General features: G+C 70.9%; 16 protein-coding genes. 13 read left to right on the forward strand and 3 right to left on the reverse strand.

Going from position 1 to position 18,574, the window contains the following annotated elements:
• Positions 1–14: 14 nt before the first annotated feature.
• On the forward strand, positions 15–1,094 hold the full coding sequence (locus tag AC5L3X_RS36170) for a Gfo/Idh/MocA family protein (RefSeq protein ID WP_494863081.1): 1,080 nt from the start codon (positions 15–17) through the stop codon (positions 1,092–1,094).
• Entirely contained in the window at positions 1,091–3,805 is a 2,715-nt protein-coding gene (locus AC5L3X_RS36175) for a glycoside hydrolase family 38 N-terminal domain-containing protein (protein ID WP_494863083.1), read from the forward strand. Before AC5L3X_RS36170 ends, AC5L3X_RS36175 begins: the two co-directional genes overlap by 4 nt.
• A 10-nt stretch (positions 3,806–3,815) precedes the next feature.
• On the opposite strand, the gene AC5L3X_RS36180 is transcribed toward AC5L3X_RS36175, so the two are convergent.
• A complete protein-coding gene (locus tag AC5L3X_RS36180) occupies positions 3,816–4,055 on the reverse strand; it encodes a helix-turn-helix domain-containing protein (RefSeq protein WP_494863085.1) in 240 nt (79 codons plus the stop codon).
• Positions 4,056–4,231: 176 nt separating this feature from the next.
• Between AC5L3X_RS36180 and AC5L3X_RS36185 the strand changes: the two genes are divergently transcribed.
• Genes AC5L3X_RS36185 through AC5L3X_RS36195 form a run of 3 tightly spaced genes read left to right on the forward strand, consistent with a single transcriptional unit; the run spans position 4,232 to position 6,983 of the window.
• Positions 4,232–4,732, forward strand: coding sequence for a hypothetical protein (locus AC5L3X_RS36185; protein ID WP_494863087.1), 501 nt, complete (start codon positions 4,232–4,234; stop codon positions 4,730–4,732).
• The gene (locus tag AC5L3X_RS36190; RefSeq protein ID WP_494863089.1) at positions 4,729–6,243 is read left to right on the forward strand and encodes a purine-cytosine permease family protein; all 1,515 of its coding nucleotides are present in this window, start codon (positions 4,729–4,731) and stop codon (positions 6,241–6,243) included. The genes AC5L3X_RS36185 and AC5L3X_RS36190 overlap by 4 nt, the downstream gene beginning before the upstream one ends.
• A gap of 11 nt (positions 6,244–6,254) precedes the next feature.
• Positions 6,255–6,983, forward strand: coding sequence for a cyclase family protein (locus AC5L3X_RS36195; protein WP_494863091.1), 729 nt, complete (start codon positions 6,255–6,257; stop codon positions 6,981–6,983).
• On the opposite strand, the gene AC5L3X_RS36200 is transcribed toward AC5L3X_RS36195, so the two are convergent.
• Complete coding sequence (locus tag AC5L3X_RS36200) at positions 6,962–7,459, reverse strand: Lrp/AsnC family transcriptional regulator (RefSeq protein ID WP_494863093.1); 498 nt, start codon at positions 7,457–7,459, stop codon at positions 6,962–6,964. The genes AC5L3X_RS36195 and AC5L3X_RS36200 overlap by 22 nt on opposite strands.
• 265 nt (positions 7,460–7,724) lie before the next feature.
• Here AC5L3X_RS36200 and AC5L3X_RS36205 point away from each other — a divergent pair, with 265 nt between their 5' ends.
• From AC5L3X_RS36205 to AC5L3X_RS36240, 8 genes are all read left to right on the forward strand, one after another.
• A complete protein-coding gene (locus AC5L3X_RS36205) occupies positions 7,725–9,158 on the forward strand; it encodes a gamma-aminobutyraldehyde dehydrogenase (protein WP_189125094.1) in 1,434 nt (477 codons plus the stop codon).
• Between the two features lie 23 nt (positions 9,159–9,181).
• Positions 9,182–10,249, forward strand: a complete 1,068-nt coding sequence (locus tag AC5L3X_RS36210; RefSeq protein WP_189125093.1) for an ABC transporter ATP-binding protein — start codon at positions 9,182–9,184, stop codon at positions 10,247–10,249.
• A 9-nt stretch (positions 10,250–10,258) separates the two neighbouring features.
• A complete protein-coding gene (locus AC5L3X_RS36215; RefSeq protein ID WP_494863096.1) occupies positions 10,259–11,488 on the forward strand; it encodes a polyamine ABC transporter substrate-binding protein in 1,230 nt (409 codons plus the stop codon).
• Positions 11,489–11,491: 3 nt separating this feature from the next.
• On the forward strand, positions 11,492–12,343 hold the full coding sequence (locus AC5L3X_RS36220; protein WP_189125091.1) for an ABC transporter permease: 852 nt from the start codon (positions 11,492–11,494) through the stop codon (positions 12,341–12,343).
• Entirely contained in the window at positions 12,340–13,131 is a 792-nt protein-coding gene (locus AC5L3X_RS36225) for an ABC transporter permease (protein WP_494863097.1), read from the forward strand. The genes AC5L3X_RS36220 and AC5L3X_RS36225 overlap by 4 nt, the downstream gene beginning before the upstream one ends.
• 200 nt (positions 13,132–13,331) lie before the next feature.
• A complete protein-coding gene (locus AC5L3X_RS36230) occupies positions 13,332–14,726 on the forward strand; it encodes an NAD(P)/FAD-dependent oxidoreductase (protein WP_494863127.1) in 1,395 nt (464 codons plus the stop codon).
• Positions 14,727–14,779: 53 nt separating this feature from the next.
• The gene (locus AC5L3X_RS36235; RefSeq protein WP_494863098.1) at positions 14,780–15,652 is read left to right on the forward strand and encodes an alpha/beta hydrolase; all 873 of its coding nucleotides are present in this window, start codon (positions 14,780–14,782) and stop codon (positions 15,650–15,652) included.
• A gap of 191 nt (positions 15,653–15,843) precedes the next feature.
• A complete protein-coding gene (locus AC5L3X_RS36240) occupies positions 15,844–17,067 on the forward strand; it encodes an MFS transporter (protein ID WP_494863100.1) in 1,224 nt (407 codons plus the stop codon).
• Here AC5L3X_RS36240 and AC5L3X_RS36245 read toward each other — a convergent pair.
• A complete protein-coding gene (locus tag AC5L3X_RS36245) occupies positions 17,030–18,541 on the reverse strand; it encodes an MFS transporter (RefSeq protein ID WP_494863101.1) in 1,512 nt (503 codons plus the stop codon). The two genes, AC5L3X_RS36240 and AC5L3X_RS36245, sit on opposite strands and share 38 nt — an antisense overlap.
• Positions 18,542–18,574: the final 33 nt, after the last annotated feature.

An 18,574-nucleotide genomic window follows, 5' to 3' on the forward strand; every position in this document is an offset into this window, starting at 1 on the left:
TGGAGGAGCGGGCTGTGAAGATCGCGCTGGTCGGATGCGGCGCCGTCACGCAGGCGGTCTACGTGCCCCTGCTGTCGAGGCGACGCGACCTGTTCGAGGTGACGGCCGTCTGCGACCTGTCGGCGACGCTCGCCGGCGCCGTCGGAGACCGCCTGGGCGCTCCCGGCCGCTACACCGCTCTCGACCGGATGCTGGCCGACGGCGGGTTCGAGGCGGTGGTCATGCTCGCGTCCGGCTCGCACGGTGAGGCGGTGCGGCAGGCGCTGACCGCCGGCTACGCCGTGCTGTGCGAGAAGCCGCTGGCGCTGACCCGGGCCGAGGTGGCGGCGCTGCCCGAGGGGCGGCTGATGGTCGGCTACATGAAGCAGTACGACCCGGCCGTCCGCCGGGCCGAGGAGCTGCTGGCCGAGCTGGGCGGCGCGGCCGTGATCAGGTCGGTCGAGGTGAGCGTGCTGCACCCGAGCGGCGAGTCGCAACTGGCGTTCGCCAACCTGACCCGGGCCCGCGACGTGGATCCCGAGCTGCTGGCCTCGTTGCGCGCCGCCGAGGACGACCTGGTGTCGCGGGCTCTCGGCGAGCAGGCCCCGGACTCCGTGCGCGCCCTGTACGGGGTGGCGCTCGGCTCCATCTGCCACGACCTGTCGCTCCTGCGGCGATTCACCGGGTCACCGGAGGAGATCTCCCACGTCGAGACGTGGGGCCCGGCGCCCGGCTCCATCGAGATCTCCGGCCCGCTGCCCGTGGCCGGCAGGTTCGCGATCCGGTGGCACTACCTGGAGGACTACCCCGCCTACCGCGAGACCGTGACCGTCCACCACGACCGCGGCTCGCTGGAGCTCGTCTTCCCCACGCCCTACCTGATGAACGCGCCCACCACGCTGACCATGGTGTCCGGGGGTGAGAGCCGTACCGAGTGGCGCGACGTCACCGAGGCGTTCGAGGTGCAGCTGGCCGCCTTCCACGCGTACGTCAACGACGGCAAGCCGCCGCTCACCGGCGCGGCCGGCGGGCTGGAGGACATCGTCACGGCCCAGCGCGTCGCGGCCCGCTACGCCGTACACCATGGTCTGCCGATCGGAGGGGAGGCAGCGTGAGCACGGAGCGCGCCGCTGAGATCGTCGTCGTCCCGCACACCCACTGGGACCGTGAGTGGTACGAGCCGTTCCAGCGCTTCCGGCTGCGGCTGGTCGCGCTGATGGACGAGGTGCTCGACACGATGGAGCACGAGCCCGACTACCACTTCACCCTCGACGGGCAGCTCGCCTGCGTCGACGACTATCTGGAGGTGCGGCCGGAGCACCGCGACCGCGTCGCCGCGCTGGTCGAGTCGGGGCGGCTCGCCGTCGGACCGTGGCAGATCCTGCTCGACGAGTTCCTCTGCTCCGGCGAGAACATCGTGCGCAACCTGGAGCTCGGCATGGACCGGGCCGACAAGCTCGGCGGGGCCATGCCGGTGGGCTACCTGCCGGATATGTTCGGCCACACGGCGCAGATGCCGCAGATCCTGCGGCGGGCCGGGCTGCTGCACGCCTGCGTCTACCGGGGAGTGCCGTCGTCCGTGGTGACCGACGTCTTCGCCTGGGTCGCGCCCGACGGCACGGCCCTGCGGGCGCGCTATCTGCCGCTCGGCGGCTACGGCAACGGGGCCCACCTGTTCGAGGACCCCGCGCACGTGGCCGAGCGAGCCGCCGAGTTCACCCACCGGATGCGCGAATGGCACGGCCCGGACGGGCCGCTGCTGGCGATGTACGGCACCGACCACTCGGCGCCGGTGCGCGGACTGCCCGCCATGGTGGCCGCGATGGGCGCCCGGATGGACACCTTGGCCGGATATATCGGCTCATATTCGGACGACGTGGACGGGCTGCCGCGGGTGACGGGCGAGCTGCGCTCCCACGCCCGGGCCAACATCCTGCCCGGCGTCATCTCCGTGCGCGCCCACGTCAAGCAGGCCATGGGCCGGGCCGAGCGGATGGTCGAGCGCTACGCCGAGCCGCTGGCCACCCTCTGGGGCGGTGACTGGCCGGGACGCTTCCTCGACATGGCCTGGTGGCGCCTGGTCGACGCCAGCGGCCACGACTCCGTCACCGGCTGCGGCGTGGACGAGACCGCCCAGCAGGTGGCCGCCCGCATCGCCGAGGCCGAACACCTCGGACAGGCCGTGCGCGACATGGTGACCGCCAGGCTGGCCGCCGCCGTGCCGTCGGACGGCGTGCTGATCGTCAACCCCACGCCCGCCACCCGGCGCGGGGTCGTGTGCGTGGACGTGGCGGGCGACGACCCGCTGGTGGACCCGTCGGGCGCGGCCGTGCCCGTCCAGCCGCTGGAGTACGCGCCGACCCTGCTGCTGGACGAGGAGATGGACCCGGCGACGGCGCTCACCTTCGTCCACGGCACCGAACTGTACGGCCGGCACATCACCGGCTGGGCGGTCGACGACGGAGTGCTGACCTTCACGGTCGCGCGCGAGTCGTCCGTCCCGTTCAACGTGGCCCAGCTCCGGGGCGCGCTCGACGGGGTGACCCGCGTGCGCATCCTCGCCGAGCCGCGCCGCACGGTGGCGGCCCTGGTCGAGGTGCCTCCCCTCGGCCACACGAGCGTCCGCCCGGCGCCGTACGAGACGGTGCACGGACAGGGCGCCTCCGGCACGGCGGCGACCATGGCCGGGGTCCGCGCCGAGGGACGGGTGCTCGACAACGGGCTGCTCCGGGTCGAGGTGGCCGCCGACGGCACCCTCGCGCTGACCGGACCCGGCGGCGTGACCCTCACCGGCGCCGGCCGGATCGTCGACGGCGGCGACGTCGGCGACAGCTACAACCACGCGCCCCCGGCCGAGGACCTGATCGTCTCGGACCCCGAGTCGGTCGAGGTCACCACGGTCTGCTCCGGCCCGCTGCTGGCCGCGCTCGACGTCCGGCGGGTCTACCACTGGCCGGCCGCCGGCGCCGGGATCGAGGGCACCCCCGAGATCCCCGCCCCCTCGCGGACCGAGGAGACCGAGCGGACCGTCGTCGACACCCGGATCGAGCTGCGGGCGGGCGAGCCGTACGTGCGGCTGCGCGTCGAGTTCGACAACCGCTGCGCCGACCACCGGGTCCGGCTGCACGTGCCGTTGCCCTCCCCGGCGACCGCCTCGCACGCCGAGGGACAGTTCGCCGTCGTCACCCGCGGCCTGACCGCCGAGGGCGGGTGCGGCGAGGAGCCGCTGCCCACCTTCCCGGCCTCCTCGTGGGTGGCCGCCGGGGGAGTGGCCGCCCTGCTGGAGCACGTCACCGAGTACGAGCTGGTGGACGAGGGCGGCGAGCTGGCTCTCACCCTGCTGCGCTCGGTCGGCTACCTGTCGCGCAACCGCCACGCCCTGCGTCCCGAACCGGCCGGCCCCCAGCTGCCGACCCCGGCCGCGCAGTCGCGGGGCCGGCGCTCGGTCACCCTGGCGCTCATGCCGTACGACGGGAGCTGGGAGGCCGTGCCGTCGGCGGCGGAGACCTTCCGGCACGACCTGCTGCCGGTCCCCGGCATGGGCGCGCCGTCACTCGGCCTGCCCCCGGCGGCGGCGGGCCTGTCGGTGACGGGCGACGGAGTCGTCATGACGTCGCTCCGGAACCGCGACGGGTGGCAGGAGCTCCGGGTCGTGGCCCTGACCGACTCCGGCACCGAGGCGGTCGTCGAGGGCGCCTTCGCCCAGGCCCGCCACGCCGACCTCCGCGGCCGCCCCGGCGACCCGATCCCGGTCACGGGCGGCGTCCTCCGCCTGCCCCTGCGCCCCTGGGAGATCGCCACCGTCCAGCTCTCGGACCGAGCGTGAGGACCCGTGGTCACTGGTCGTGCAGGCCGAGTTGGCGGGCGGCCTGGATGGCCAGCCAGACCTCGGCGAAGGCGGCGCTGGAGGTCAGGTCGCGGCCCGTCAGGATGCTGAAGCGGCGCAGCCGGTAGGCCAGCGTGTTGGGGTGGACGTGGAGCGCGGCGGCGGCCTCGTCGGTGCGGCGGTTCCGTTCCATCCAGGTGCGCGCCGAGCTGAGCAGCTGGGAGTCGTGGGCCTCGTCGTAGGCCAGCACCTCGCCGAGGACGTGCTCGACCAGGGCGGTGAGCGTCGCGGGGTCGTCGGGCAGCCACCTGCCCGTGGTGTCGTCGCCGTAGCGGACCAGGGGCCGGCCTGACTCGGCGGCCCGGGCGGCCTCGCGCTGGGCGACCAGGGTCGGCTCGCCCGGGGGAAGGGCCGGCTCATCCCGGCGTGGACGCCCGGCAGAGCGGTGACGGCGACGCCGATCCCGGGCGGGCCGAGGACATAGTGGTCATCGCCGCGCCGCAGCATCAGGTGCGGACTCTCGTCCAGCCCGCGCCGCAGGGCGGCGTCCTCGGCGTCGCGCACCACCACCAGCACGGCGTCGCCGTCGAGGGGCAGGCCCAGCCGGGCCAGGCGGCGCCGGGCCGTCGACGGGGCGAGCACGTCCTGGAGCAGCTCGGCCAGCGTCTCCGCGCCCTCGCGGCGCAGGGTCTCGCGCTCGTTGCGGGCCATGGCGACCTGCAGGGCGGCCACGGTGGCGATGTGCTGGACCACCGCCAGCCCGGCGGGGCGGGCGCCTTCGCCTTCGAACGCCACCAGGAAGCCCGCCGGACCTCCGGGGGCGGGCACGGGCAGGACGAAGCCGACCACGCCGAGATCACCGCGGTCGCCGCCTCCCACGTCACCTACGACCTCGTCAGCCTGCTGGCCCTGGGGGAGAAGCCATGAGCACCGGCATCACCGAGATCGAGACCTACGGCGTCGACCGCATCCCCGACGCGGACCGCACCGCCAGGCCGTTCGACCTGTTCAGAGTTGCCTTCGGCGGCGCCAACACCTTCGCCACCTGTGTTCTCGGCGCCTTCCCCATCCTGTTCGGGCTGTCGTTCTGGCAGGGCCTGGCCGCGACCGTGCTCGGGCTCGTCGTCGGCTCGCTCATCCTGGCCCCGCTCGCGCTGTTCGGGCCGCTCAACGGCACCAACAACGCCGTCTCCTCCTCCGCGCACCTCGGGGTGCACGGCAGGGTCGTCGGCTCGTTCCTGTCGCTGCTGACCGCGATCGCGTTCTTCTCCATCTCCGTGTGGTCCTCCGGTGACGCGCTCGTCGGTGGGGCGCACCGGATCGTCGGCCTGCCGGACACCGACTTCTCGTACGGCGTCGCCTACGCGCTGTTCGCCGGGCTCGTCCTCATCGTCTGCGTGTACGGGTTCCGGTTCATGCTGTTCGTCAACAAGATCGCGGTGGCGGCGGCGTCGCTGATGTTCGTGCTGGGCGTGTTCGCGTTCGCGGGCGACTTCGACCCGTCCTACCCGGGCATGCTGGCCGACGGAGACCCGCTGTTCTGGCCGTCGTTCATCGGGGCGGCGCTGATCGTGCTGTCCAACCCGGTGTCGTTCGGCGCCTTCCTGGGCGACTGGTCGAGGTACATCCCCGCCTCGACGCCGCGCAAGAAGGTGATGGCGGCGGCGTTCCTGTCGCAGATCGCCACCTTCCTGCCGTTCCTCTTCGGCCTGTCCACCGCCTCGATCATCGCCGCCAAGTCCGCCGAGCACATGGACCCGGCCGCCCCCAACTACGTCGGCGGCCTGCTGGCCATCGCTCCGACCTGGTATTTCGTGCCCGTCTGCCTGATCGCGCTGATCGGCGGCATGTCCACCGGCACCACCTCCCTGTACGGCACCGGCCTCGACTTCTCCAGTGTCTTCGCGAGCTTCACCCGGGTGCGGGCCACGGTGTTCGTCGGCACGCTGTCGATCGTGTTCATCTTCGTCGGCCGCTTCGCCGCCAACCTCACACAGAGCATCTCGACGTTCGCGACGCTGATCATCACCTGCACCGCCCCCTGGATGGTGATCATGATGCTCGGCTACGTGACCCGCAGGGGCTGGTACGACCCCGACGCGCTGCAGGTGTTCAACCGCCGCCAGCGGGGCGGGCGCTACTGGTTCACGCACGGCTGGAACTGGCGCGGCCTGACCGCCTGGATGACCTCGGCCGGTCTGGCGCTGATGTTCGTCAACCTGCCGGGCCAGTTCGTCGGCCCGCTGGGCGACCTGGCCGGCGGCGTGGACATCTCGCTGCCCGTCGGCCTGGGCGTGGCCGCGGTGCTCTACCTGACGCTGCTCGCGTTGTTCCCCGAGCCGCGCGAGGTGTACGGCCCGGCCGGGCCGCGCCTGGTGCGCTCGGCGGACACGCCCGTGCCGCCGATCGTCAGTGTGGTCCCCGAGTCCGTCGTGTGACGATGCCGGGCATGGAACTCATCGATCTGTCGGTGCCGATCGTGACCGGGATGCCCGTCTACCCCGGGGATCCCGAGGTCGCGATCGGGCCCGCGCTCACCGTCGCGCGGGACGGCGTCAACGTGCTGGGCCTGCACCTGGGCTCACAGTCGGGCACGCACGTCGACGCGCCGTTCCACATCGACGACGCGCTGCCCACGCTCGACGAGCTCCCGCTGGAGCGGTTCGTGGGCCCGGCCGTGGTGGTGGACGCCCGCGGGCTGGAGCCGCGGGCGGCCATCGGGCCGGCGGTGTTCGCGGAGGCGTTCGGGGAGACGTCCGGAGAGGCGGCCGGAGAAGTGTCCGGAGAGGCGGCCGGGGAGTGGCGGGCCGCTTCGATCGTGCTGGTGGCCACCGGCTGGTCGGCGCACTGGGGCACCGACGTCTATCTGGCGCACCCGTACCTGACCGAGGAGGCGGCCGCGCTGCTGGTGGAGAGGGGCGTGCGGACCGTGGGGATCGACGCGCTGAGCGTCGATCCCACGCCGGCGGCGGACTTTCCGGCGCACCGCGTGCTGTGCGGCGCCCACGCCGTCATCGCCGAGAACCTGACCGGCCTCGACCGGCTGCTCCGCGCGCGGGCGGACGGCCTGTCGGTGGAGGTGTCGATGCTGCCGATCAGGCTCGGCGGCGCCGACGGCGCGCCCGTGCGCGCGGTGGCCCGGGTGACGGGCCAGGCTCAGCGGGTGCCCCAGGAATAGGTCTGCTTGCGCAGCTTCAGGTAGACGAACGACTCGGTCGCCCGTACGGCGGGAATGTCGCGGATCTTGCTGAGGATCTCCAGCAGATGCCGGTCACCCTCGCAGACCACCTCGACGATCAGGTCGAAGGAGCCGGCCGTGAGCACGACGTAGTCGATCTCGTCGATGGCGGCCAGCTCGTCGGCCACCGTCTCCAGGTTGCCCTCGCAGGTGACGCCGATCATCGCCTGGCGGGGGAAGCCGAGGGTGAGCGGGTCGGTGACGGCGACGATCTGCATGACGCCGGCGTCCTGTAACCGCTGGACCCGCTGCCGGACCGCCGCTTCGGAGAGGCCGACGGCCTTGCCGATCGCCGCGTACGGCATGCGCCCGTCGATCTGGAGTTGCTCGATGATCGCCTTGGACAGCTCGTCGAGCACGAACGCCGGTCCGGGGACCGCATCGCTGTTTCGGCGTACGCGCGGCGGCGTCGACATCGTGGCTCCTCCTAGCGGTCCCGCATTACGGGAAAGTTCCCGCTGCATTGCCGTCCTGGTGCGACATGCTGTCAGCTCTCAACAGTCTGTCAAGCGATTTCGTAGCAATTTGGTATATTCACCACGAAATCCCTTGTCTAGATGCAAACACTCTGTCAGAGTCGCCACAACTCAGCCACCTCACGAGGAGGTCATCCATGACCGAGCTTGCCGAGGTCATCGATAGATACAGCACCTCGGTCATGCGACCGATGAAGGAGGGCGCATGACCACCCGTCTGCAGAACTTCGTCAACGGTGGGTTCGTGGACGCCAAGAGCGGCCGATACTCCGACATCGTCGATCCCTGCACCGGCGAGGCCTACCTCCAGGCCCCGATCTCGGGCGCCGAGGACATCGACGCCGCCTACGCCGCCGCGGCCGCCGCGTTCGAGTCATGGGGACGGACCACCCCGGGTGAGCGAGCCGGCCTGCTGCTCAAGGTCGCCGACGCGATCGACGCGCGGGCCGACGAGATCAACGAGGCCGAGTGCCTCAACACCGGCAAGCCGCGCGCCCGGATGGCCGAGGACGAGACCCCCGTCGCCGCCGACCACTTCCGCTTCTTCGCCGGCGCCGCGCGCACGTTGGAGGGACCGACGGCCGGTGAGTTCCTCGCCGAGCACACCAGCGTCATCCGGCACGAGCCGGTCGGCGTGATCGGCCAGGTCACGCCGTGGAACTACCCGATGATGATGGCGGTCTGGAAGATCGCCCCGGCCCTGGCCGCGGGCAACACGATCGTGCTCAAGCCGTCCGACACCACCCCGGCCTCCACGCTCAAGCTGGCCGAGATCGTCGGCAGCGTGCTGCCGGCGGGCGTCTTCAACGTCGTCACCGGCGACCGCGAGACCGGCGCGCTGGTCGTGAGCCACCCGACGGCCGCGATGGTGGCGATCACCGGCTCGGTCGGCGCGGGCATGTCGGTCGCCAAGAGCGCCGCCGACGACCTCAAGCGGGTCCACCTGGAGCTCGGCGGCAAGGCGCCCGTCGTGGTCTTCGAGGACGTCAAGGACCTGGGCAAGGCCGCGGCGGACATCGCCACGGCCGGTCTCTACAACGCCGGCCAGGACTGCACCGCCGCCTGCCGCGTGCTGGTGCAGGAGAGCGTCCACGACGAGTTCGTCGCCGCGCTCACCGAGGCCGCCGCCGGCACCGTCACCGGCGACCTGTCCAACGAGGACGCCCTGTACGGCCCGCTCAACAACGAGCACCAGCTGACCAGGGTCCAGGGCTTCATCGACCGGGCCCCGGCGCACGCCAAGGTGCTCACCGGCGGTCACCGGGTCGGCGACAAGGGCTACTTCTTCGCCCCCACCGTCGTCGACGGCCTCAGGCAGGACGACGAGATGGTGCAGAACGAGGTCTTCGGCCCCGTCATCACCGTCCAGACGTTCACCGACGAGGCTGACGCGCTGGCCAAGGCCAACGACGTCAAGTACGGCCTGAGCGGCTCGGTCTGGACCGCCGACCACGGCCGGGCCATGCGGATGTCCAACCGGCTCGACTTCGGCGTGGTCTGGGTCAACACGCACATCCCGTTCGTCTCGGAGATGCCGCACGGCGGATTCAAGCACTCGGGCTACGGCAAGGACCTCTCGGTGTTCGGTCTGCATGACTACACCCGGGTCAAGCACGTCATGCACTACATCGGCGAATAACTCGCGAAGGACAGTTCCTGGAAATGACCGAACTGAATGCGATCGCGCTCGAGGGCGTCGTCAAGGAGTACCTCTCGCACGGTGAGGTCGTCCAGGCGGTGAAGGGCATCACACTGGACATCGCCGAGGGGGAGTTCTTCTCCCTCCTCGGCCCGTCCGGGTGCGGCAAGACCACGACCATGCGGATGATCGCGGGCTTCGAGGAGCCCTCGAAGGGCGTGGTGAGGCTGCACGGCCAGGACGTCACGAACGTGCCGCCGAACAAGCGCGACGTCAACATGGTCTTCCAGTCCTATGCGCTGTTCCCGCACATGAGCGTCTGGGACAACGTGGCGTTCGGCCTCAAGCAGCGCAAGACGCCGCAGGCCGAGATCAAGCAGCGGGTCGGCGAGATGCTGGAGATCGTCGACCTGGCCGGCCGGGAGAAGCGCCGGCCCCGCGAGATGTCCGGCGGCCAGCAGCAGCGGGTCGCGCTGGCCCGCGCCCTGGTCAACCGGCCGCGGGCGCTCCTGCTCGACGAGCCGCTCGGCGCGCTCGACCTCAAGCTCCGCCAGGCGATGCAGATCGAGCTGAAGCGGATCCAGCGCGAGGTCGGCATCACCTTCGTGTACGTCACGCACGACCAGAGCGAGGCGCTGACGATGAGCGACCGGATCGCCGTCATGAACGACGGTCTGGTCGAGCAGCTCGCCGGACCCCGCGAGATCTACGAGCGCCCGGCCACGGCGTTCGTCGCGGGTTTCATCGGCACCTCCAACCTGCTGGCCGGCACCGCGTCCGGCGGCACGCTGGAGCTCGGCGGGGGCAAGGTCCTGGTGCCGGACCGGGACGGCCCGGTCACGGTGACCGTACGGCCGGAGAAGATCACCATCTCCACCGACAAGCCCGGCGGCGACGTGAGCGCCGTGCCGGGGACCGTGGCCGAGGTGGTCTACCTGGGGACCTACAACAGCTACGCCGTGAGTCTCGCCGACGGGGCCGAGGTCACGGTGTTCCAGCAGAACGCGCACGACTCGACGACCACCGCGGAGCGAGGCGACTCCGTCTGGCTGTCGTGGCAGGCGCGGCACTCATACGCGATAGGAAGTTGACAGCACCTCATGGACCCTCTGCACAACCCCGCCCTGCTCAGGGGCGTCACCCAGCCCCGTACTCGTCGTGAGGCGTTCCGGATCGCCGGCCTGTCGGCCGCGGCCCTCGCCCTGGCCGCCTGTGGCGTCCAGGGCCAGAAGGCGGCGCCGCCCAAGGCCGACGCGGTCAAGGACTTCTGGTCGAAGCAGACCAAGCACGGCAAGGTGGTTTTCGCCAACTGGCCGGAGTACATGCCCGGGGACAAGGCTCCGCTGGAGGCCTTCGCCAAGGCCACCGGGATCTCCTACGAGTACAAGGAGGTCATCAACGAGAACGCGGAGTTCTTCGGCAAGGCCGACCCGGTGCTCCGGGCGGGGCAGCCGCTGGGCTACGACATCGTCGTGATGACCAACGGCGTCCAGCTCCAGCACATGTTCGAGCTGGGCTACGCCACGGCGCTCGACCACTCGCAGCTGCCCAACTTCGCGGCCCACGCGGGCGCCAAGTACAAGGAGCGGTCGTACGACCCGGGCAACACCTACACGCTTCCCTACATGTCCGGCATAACCGGCATCGCGTACAACACCAAGTACGTCAAGGACGACATCACCAGCATCGAGGCCCTCTTCGATCCGAAGTACAAGGGCCGGGTCGGCATGATGGCCGATGCCCAGGAGATCGCCAACTTCGGGATGTTCGCCCTCGGCATCGACCCGGAGAAGTCCACCGAGGCCGACTGGCGGAAGGCCGGGGAGAAGCTCAAGGCCCAGCGTGACAACGGAATCGTGCGGAAATATTACGATCAATCGTACATTGATGCCGTTTCCAAGGGCGACGTCTGGCTGACCATGGCCTGGTCGGGCGACGTCTTCCAGCGCCAGCTCGCCGGGGAGCCGGTCAAGTTCGTGGTGCCCCAGGAGGGGGGCACGATCTGGACCGACAACATGCTCATCCCCAAGGGCGCCGCCAACCCCGTCGACGCGCTCATCCTCATGGACTACCTCTACCAGCCGGCCGTCGCCGCCGAACTCGATGAGTACGTCCAGTTCGTCTCTCCGGTCCCGGCGGTGCAGGACCTGCTCAAGGAGAAGGCCGCGACGGCCGAGGGCAAGGACAAGAAGGATCTGGAGGCCCTGGCCGCCAGCCCCCTGGTGTTCCCGACCGAGGCCGACTACGCCAAGCTGCGCAGCTACACCACGCTCACCACGGCGCAGGAGCAGGTCTTCAACCCGATCTTCCAGTCGATCACGCAGGCCTAGCCGATGCGGCGCCTGACCCCCTACCTCCTGGCACTGCCGAGCTGGATGTGGCTGTCGATCTTCCTGGTGGTGCCGCTGGCCGCGATGGCCTCGGTGTCGCTGCAGACCGGCAACGCCATCGACGGCTTCGCGATGACGTTCAGTTTCTCCAACTACGCCGACGCGCTGAGCACGTACAGTCCGCAGCTCTTCCGCTCGCTCGGGTACGGCGCGCTCGCGACGGTGGCGATGCTGCTGATCGGCTATCCGGTGGCCTACTGGATCGCCTTCAAGGGTGGCCGCCGCAAGTCGGTCTACCTGTTCCTGCTGCTGCTGCCGTTCTTCGTGTCGTTCGTGCTGCGGACCATCTCGTGGGGCTTCCTGCTGTCCGACGACGGGATCCTGCTCGGCACGCTGAAGAGCTGGGGATTGCTGCCCGCCGGCTTCCACGTGCTGGCCACCACGTTCGCCGTGGTCGCCGGGCTGACCTACAACTGGCTGCCGTTCATGATCCTGCCGATCTACGTCTCGCTGGAGCGGGTCGATCCGCGGACCGTGGAGGCGGCCCAGGACCTGTACGCCTCACGGGCGGCGGCCTTCCGCCGGGTGGTGCTCCCGCTGTCGTTGCCGGGGGTGTTCGCCGGAGTGCTGATGACGTTCGTGCCCGCCACGGCCGACCCGGTCAACGCCCAGGTGCTCGGCGGCACGGGCAACACCATGATCGGCAACATCATCCAGACCGAGTACCTGACCAACCTCGACTACCCGACGGCCTCGGCGCTGTCGTTCACTCTCATGGCCATGCTGCTGGTGGGCATCTTCGTCTACGCCAAGGCACTCGGCACCGAGAACGTCCTTGAGGCGGCGGCCCGATGAGGAGCAGGGGCGGCAGGATCGGCGACCGGCTGCTGCACGTCTACACCTGGCTGGTGATCCTCTGGCTGTCGTCGCCGATCGCGGTCATGATCATGTTCGGCTTCAACGACACGCCGAGCAAGTCCAACACCAGCTGGCACGGGTTCACCCTCAAGTGGTACCAGCAGCTCTTCGAGATCTCCGACCTCACCACGGCGCTGCGCAACTCGATCTACATCGCGCTGATCAGCACCGTCATCACCGTCGTGATCGGCACCATGCTGGGGCTGGCGCTCGGCAGGCACCGCTTCCGGGGGCAGGGGGCGACCAACTTCCTGGTCTTCGCCGCCATCTCCACGCCCGAACTGGTCATGGGCGCGTCGCTGTTGTCGCTGTTCGTCTCGGCCAACCTGCCGCGTGACGCCATCACCATCACGATCGCGCACGTGCTGTTCTCGCTCTCCTTCGTCACGGTCACCGTGCGGGCGCGGGTCGTCACGCTCGACCCGTCGATGGAGGAGGCGGCCAGGGACCTCGGGGCGACCACGTGGGGGACGTTCAGGCAGGTCACGCTGCCGGCCATCCTGCCCGGCGTGCTCGCCGGCGCGATGCTGGCGTTCGCGCTGTCGATCGACGACTACGTGGTCACCAGCTTCGTCAACGGCTCGACCCTCACCTTCCCGCTGTGGATCGTCGGGTCGGTGAAGACGGGCATCCCGCCACAGGTCAACGTCATGGGCACGCTGATCTTCGGCTTGGGCGTGCTCATCGCGATCGGCAACGCGGTCGCGGCGCGCCGCCGCACCTGAGACCATGCGTCGTGATCCCCTCGCGATGGCGGGGGGATCGGCGTTCTCCGGCACGGCAACAGCTTTCCGGCACGGACGGATTCTCCGGCAAAGAACAGGGAGGCGAGATCGGAGCTCGGCGGGGGGAACCCGCGCGTGATCACCATTCTGAGAAGATCCCGCAATTTTAAGATCATATATTTCGTAGGGAAGTGGGATTTGTGGATCCGCTGAAGGCTCTTGCTGACGCGGAGCGCAAGCCGTACTGGCTGGACAGTCCGGCCAGGCCCGAGCCGCGACCGCGGCTCGACGGCGACGCCGACGCCGACCTGGTCGTCGTCGGCGGAGGCTTCTCGGGGCTGTGGACCGCCCTGATGGCCAAGGAACGTGACCCCTCGCAGGACGTCGTCCTGCTCGAAGGACGCCGCATCGGCTGGGCGGCCTCCGGCCGCAACGGCGGGTTCTGCATGGCGACCCTCACGCACGGCCTGCCGAACGGGCTGGAGCGCTGGCCGGACGAGATCGACCGGCTCGAACGCATGGGCGTCGAGAACCTCGACGAGATCGAGCGGACCCTCCAGCGCTACGGCGTCGACTGCTCGTTCGAGCGCACCGGCGAGCTCAACGTCGCCACCGAGCCCTGGCAGCTGGAGGCGCAGCGCGAGCACCTCGACGTCGCCTCTGAGCTGGGCCTCGGCCACGTGCCGCTGGACCGCGACCAGATCCGGGCCGAGATCGACTCGCCGACCTACCTCGGCGGGTTCTGGGATCGCGACGGCTGCGCCATGGTCGACCCGGCCCGCCTGGCGTGGGGGCTGCGCGAGGTGTGCCTGCGGCTCGGCGTCCGGGTCTACGAGCGCAGCCCGGTCCGCTCGATGACCGACGACGGCACGACGATCAGCCTGCGCACCCCGCACGGCGTGGCCACCGGCCGCCGGGTCGCCCTGGCCACCGGCGTGTTCCCGCCGCTGCTGCGCCGGCTCAAGCACTTCGTGGTGCCGGTGTACGACTACGCCCTGATGACGGAGCCGCTGTCGCAGGGGCAGCTCGACGAGGTGGGCTGGCGCAACCGGCAGGGCGTCGGCGACGCGGCCAACCAGTTCCACTACTACCGGCTGACCGACGACAACCGCGTGCTGTGGGGCGGCTACGACGCCGTCTACTACAACGGCGGCCTGGTCAAGCCCGAGTACGACCAGCGCGACGAGACCTTCGTCAAGCTGGCCGAGCACTTCGCCACCACGTTCCCGCAACTGGCGGAGGTGCGTTTCACGCACCGCTGGGGCGGTGTGATCGACACCTGCAGCCGGTTCAGCGCCTTCTACGGCCAGGCGCACGGCGGGCGCCTCGCCTACGCGGTCGGCTACACCGGCATGGGTGTGGGCGCCACCCGGTTCGGCGCCAACGTGATGCTCGACCTGCTCGCGGGCGAGCGCACGGAGCGCACGGAGCTGCGCATGGTGAAGGAGAAGCCGGTCCCGTTCCCGCCGGAGCCGGTGCGGTCCGGGGTGATCCAGTTCACCCGCTGGTCGATCGCGCAGGCCGACCGGCACCAGGGCCGGCGCAACCTCTGGCTGCGCACGCTCGACCGGATGGGGCTGGGGTTCGACTCCTGACGGGCACGGCGGCCGGGGGCACGCCCGGCCGCCGCGCCCCTCAGACTGATGGCATGAGAATCGACTTCGAGGCCGGCGGAGTCACGCTGGCCGGCGACCTGCGCCTGCCCGAGGGCGCGGGGCCGCACCCGGCGCTGGTCTTCACCGGGCCGTTCACGGGCGTGCGTGACCAGGTCTGCGGGCTGTACGCCGAGCGGCTGACCGAGCAGGGTTACGTCACGCTGGCCTTCGACCATCGCAACTGGGGCCAATCGGGCGGCGAGCCGCGGCGGCACGAGGATCCGCAGGGCAAGCTGCACGACCTGCGGGCCGCGGTGTCGTTCCTGCGGTCGCGGCCGGAGGTCGACGGGGAGCGGATCGGGGTCGTCGGGATCTGCCTGGGCGGCGGATACGCCCTGAAGTTCGCGGCTTTCGAGCCTCGGGTGAAGGTGTTCGCCGGCATCGCCGGCGCCTACAACAACCCCTACACGATGCGGTCCGGCATGGACTACCAGGCCGCGCTGGCCGACCTCGGCGAGGTGCTGGAGCGCCAGGACCAGGGCGGCCCGGTCGAGTACCTCCCCGCCGTGGCCGAGGAGGGAGAGGCCGCCATGCCGGGCGACGAGCCGTACGCCTACTACGGCACCGAACGCGGCGCCGCACCGCACTGGGCGAACGAGGTCACCCGCGCCAGCCTGCGCGAGCTGATCACCGTGGACAACATGATGGGCGCCGACTTCCTGTCACCCAGACCGGCGCTGATCGTGCACGGCGTGATCGACCGGTTCTGCTCCCCGGAGGGCGCCGAGGAGGCCTACCGGCGGCTGGACGAGCCGAAGCGGATCGTCTGGATCGACGCCAAGCGGCACATCGACCTCTACGACGCCGAGCCGTACGTCACCCAGGCGGTCGAGGCGACCGCCGGCTTCCTGCGCGAGCACCTCTGACCGCGCCGGCCACCCCGAGCCTGAGCTGGCTGGTCGTTTTCTGCAATAAGATCGGTGTTTGTCGCGTTTGATGGCTTGAACGCATTGATAGACCGCTCGGCGGCCGACCTGTGTCGGTATCACCCCGGTCGAAGCCCACCTGACGGGTGCGCTCCTCCGGGAAGGCTCCGTCTTGACCTGGACGGAGACCCTTGAAGTCCTACCTGAACGTGCTGGCCACCCCTGGCGCGTGGCGCTTCCTGCTGCCCGCGCTCGTGGCGCGACTGCCGTTCGCGATGCTGCAGCTCGGCATCCTGCTGCTGGTGGAGTGGGCCACCGGCTCCTACGGCGCGGCCGGCGTGGCCTCCGCGGCGGCCGCGGTGTCGCAGGCGATCGTCGGCCCGCGCACCGGACGCCTGGCCGACCGGCACGGCCAGGCCAGACTGCTGGTGCCGCAACTCGTGCTGCACGGCCTCGCCCTCGGCACCCTGCTGGCGCTCGCCACCGCCCAGGCGCCCACCCCGCTGCTCGTGGTCACCGCCGCCCTGGCCGGAGCCTCGGTGCCGCAGGTGGGGGCGATGGTCAGAGCCCGCTGGGCGCACCGGCTGGGCGGCACGGCCCGGCTGAACACCGCCTTCGCGGTCGAGTCCATCACCGACGAGCTGATGTTCACCCTGGCCCCGGTGCTGCTGGTGCTGCTGTCCACCGGATACTCGCCGGTCGTCGCCCTGCTCGTGGCCCTGGTGCTGGTCGTCGTGGGCACCGCCGTCTTCGCGGGCGTCCGGACCGGCAGGCCCGAGCCGATGCCGGTCCGCGCCGGCTCGGCGGGGGGAGTGCTGCGGCTGCCCGGCGTGACGCCGCTGGCGACCGCCTTCCTGGCGATGGGCTCGGTCTTCGGCAGCCTCCAGGTGGGCGTCACCTCGCTGACCGCCGGGCTCGGCGCGCCCGCCTCGGCGGGCGCGATCTACGGCACCTTCTCGGGCGCCAGCGTGCTCGGCGGCCTGCTGTACGGCGCCATCCGCTGGCGCGTCTCCGCCACGGCCAGGCTCGCGGCGGGCCTCGCCCTGCTCGCGGCGGCCACCAGCACCCTCACCGTCGCCGGGACCATCCCCCTCCTGTACGGCACCGCCGCGCTGGCCGGCCTGATCATCGCGCCCGTGGTGATCACCGGCTACACCATCATCGACGGCCTCGTCCCCGACGAGGTCCGCACAGAGTCGTTCACCTGGCTGGGCGGCGCCATCGGCCTGGGCATCGCCACCGGCGCCTCGGTCGCCGGGCAGCTGGTCGACCGGTTCGGGCCGTCCCTGGCCTTCGTGGTGCCGCCCCTGCTCACCGGCCTGGCGGCGCTGCTGGTGCTGGCCCGGCGGCGCAGCCTGCGGGCCGCGCCGCGCGCCGTCACGAACGCCCCCGAGCCGGCACCTCTTCCGGGATGACCTTGGGCACGCCGCGCAGCCCGACGAACGCGAGCACCGCCACCACGACCAGCATCGCCGCCGCGCTGAGCCCGGTGACGTGCACTCCCTCGACGAACGCCACCCGTGCCGCGTGGATGAGCCGCGCGCCCTGCTCGGGAGGCAGACTCGCGGCCACGTGCATCGCCCCGGCGATGGACTCCCGCGCCGCCTCGCCGGGGACGTCGGCCGGCAGCCGCAGACCGGCGCTGTAGGTGCTGTTCAGCACCGTGCCCAGGATCGCGATGCCGAGCGAGCCCCCCAGCTCGAACGAGGTCTCCGACACCGCGGCCGCCGCGCCCGCGCGCTCCTTCGGCACCGTGGCGAGGACGTTGTCATTGTTGACGGTGAAGGCGAAGCCGATCCCCATACCGCCGATGATCATGGGGATGAGCAGGACGAGATAGTTGACCTCCAGCCCGAGGGTGCTGTACCAGAGGAACGAGCCGGCGTTCATCGTCAGGCCGAGCGCCACGACGCCGTTCCGGCCGAGAAAGTGGATCAGCTTGGCCGCCACGAACCCGCCGACCGCCCCGCTGAGGCCGCCCGGCAGGCCCGCGAGCCCGGCCTGCAGCGGCGACCAGCCGAGCACCAGCTGGAAGTACCACGCGAAGATCAGCGACATGGCCATCATCGTGAAGATCGCCAGCAGGTTGGTGCCGATCGACGCGCTGAACGCCCTGCGCCGGAAGAGCCGCACGTCGATGAGCGGATCGGCGAGCCGGGTCTGCCGCCACAGGAAGTACGCCAGGCAGGCCACGCCCAGCACGCCCGCCACCTGCACGTCGCCCCGCCCCAGCCCGTCGTGCGCGGCCTCCTTGATCGCGTAGATGACCGCCACGACGCCGGTGAAGGAGAGTGCCACGCTCGGCAGGTCGATGCGGCCCGCGTCGGGGTTGCGCGACTCCGGCAGCACCAGGATGCCGCCGACCAGGACCAGAGCCATGATCGGCAGATTGATCAGGAAGACCGAACCCCACCAGAAGTGGTCGAGCAACAGGCCGCCGACGACCGGGCCCATGGCGAACCCGGCGGCGTTCATCCCGCTCCAGATGCCGATCGCGGCCGTCCGTTCGCCGGGATCGGTGAAGACGTTGCGCAGGATCGACAGGGTCGACGGCATGATCATCGCGCCGGCGACGCCCAACAGCATCCGGGCGGCGATGAGCAGCTCGGGGCTCGGGGCGTACGCGGTCACCACCGAGGCGGCGCTGAACGCGGCCGCGCCGATGAGCAGCAGGCGCTTGCGGCCGATCCGGTCGCCGAGGTTGCCCATCGTGATGAGCAGGCCCGCGACCGCGAAGCCGTACACGTCGCCGATCCAGAGCAGCTGCGTGGCGCTGGCGCCGAGGTCGCCCACCAGCATCGGCAGCGCGAGGTGCAGGACGGTCAGATCGAGGGAGAGCAGCAGCGTGGCCAGGCAGACGATGACCAGGCTGGCCCATTTGTTCTTCATGCCGCCACCATTGGCGGCGCCGCTGACCGATCG

This window comes from Nonomuraea sp. CX421 (assembly GCF_059358955.1).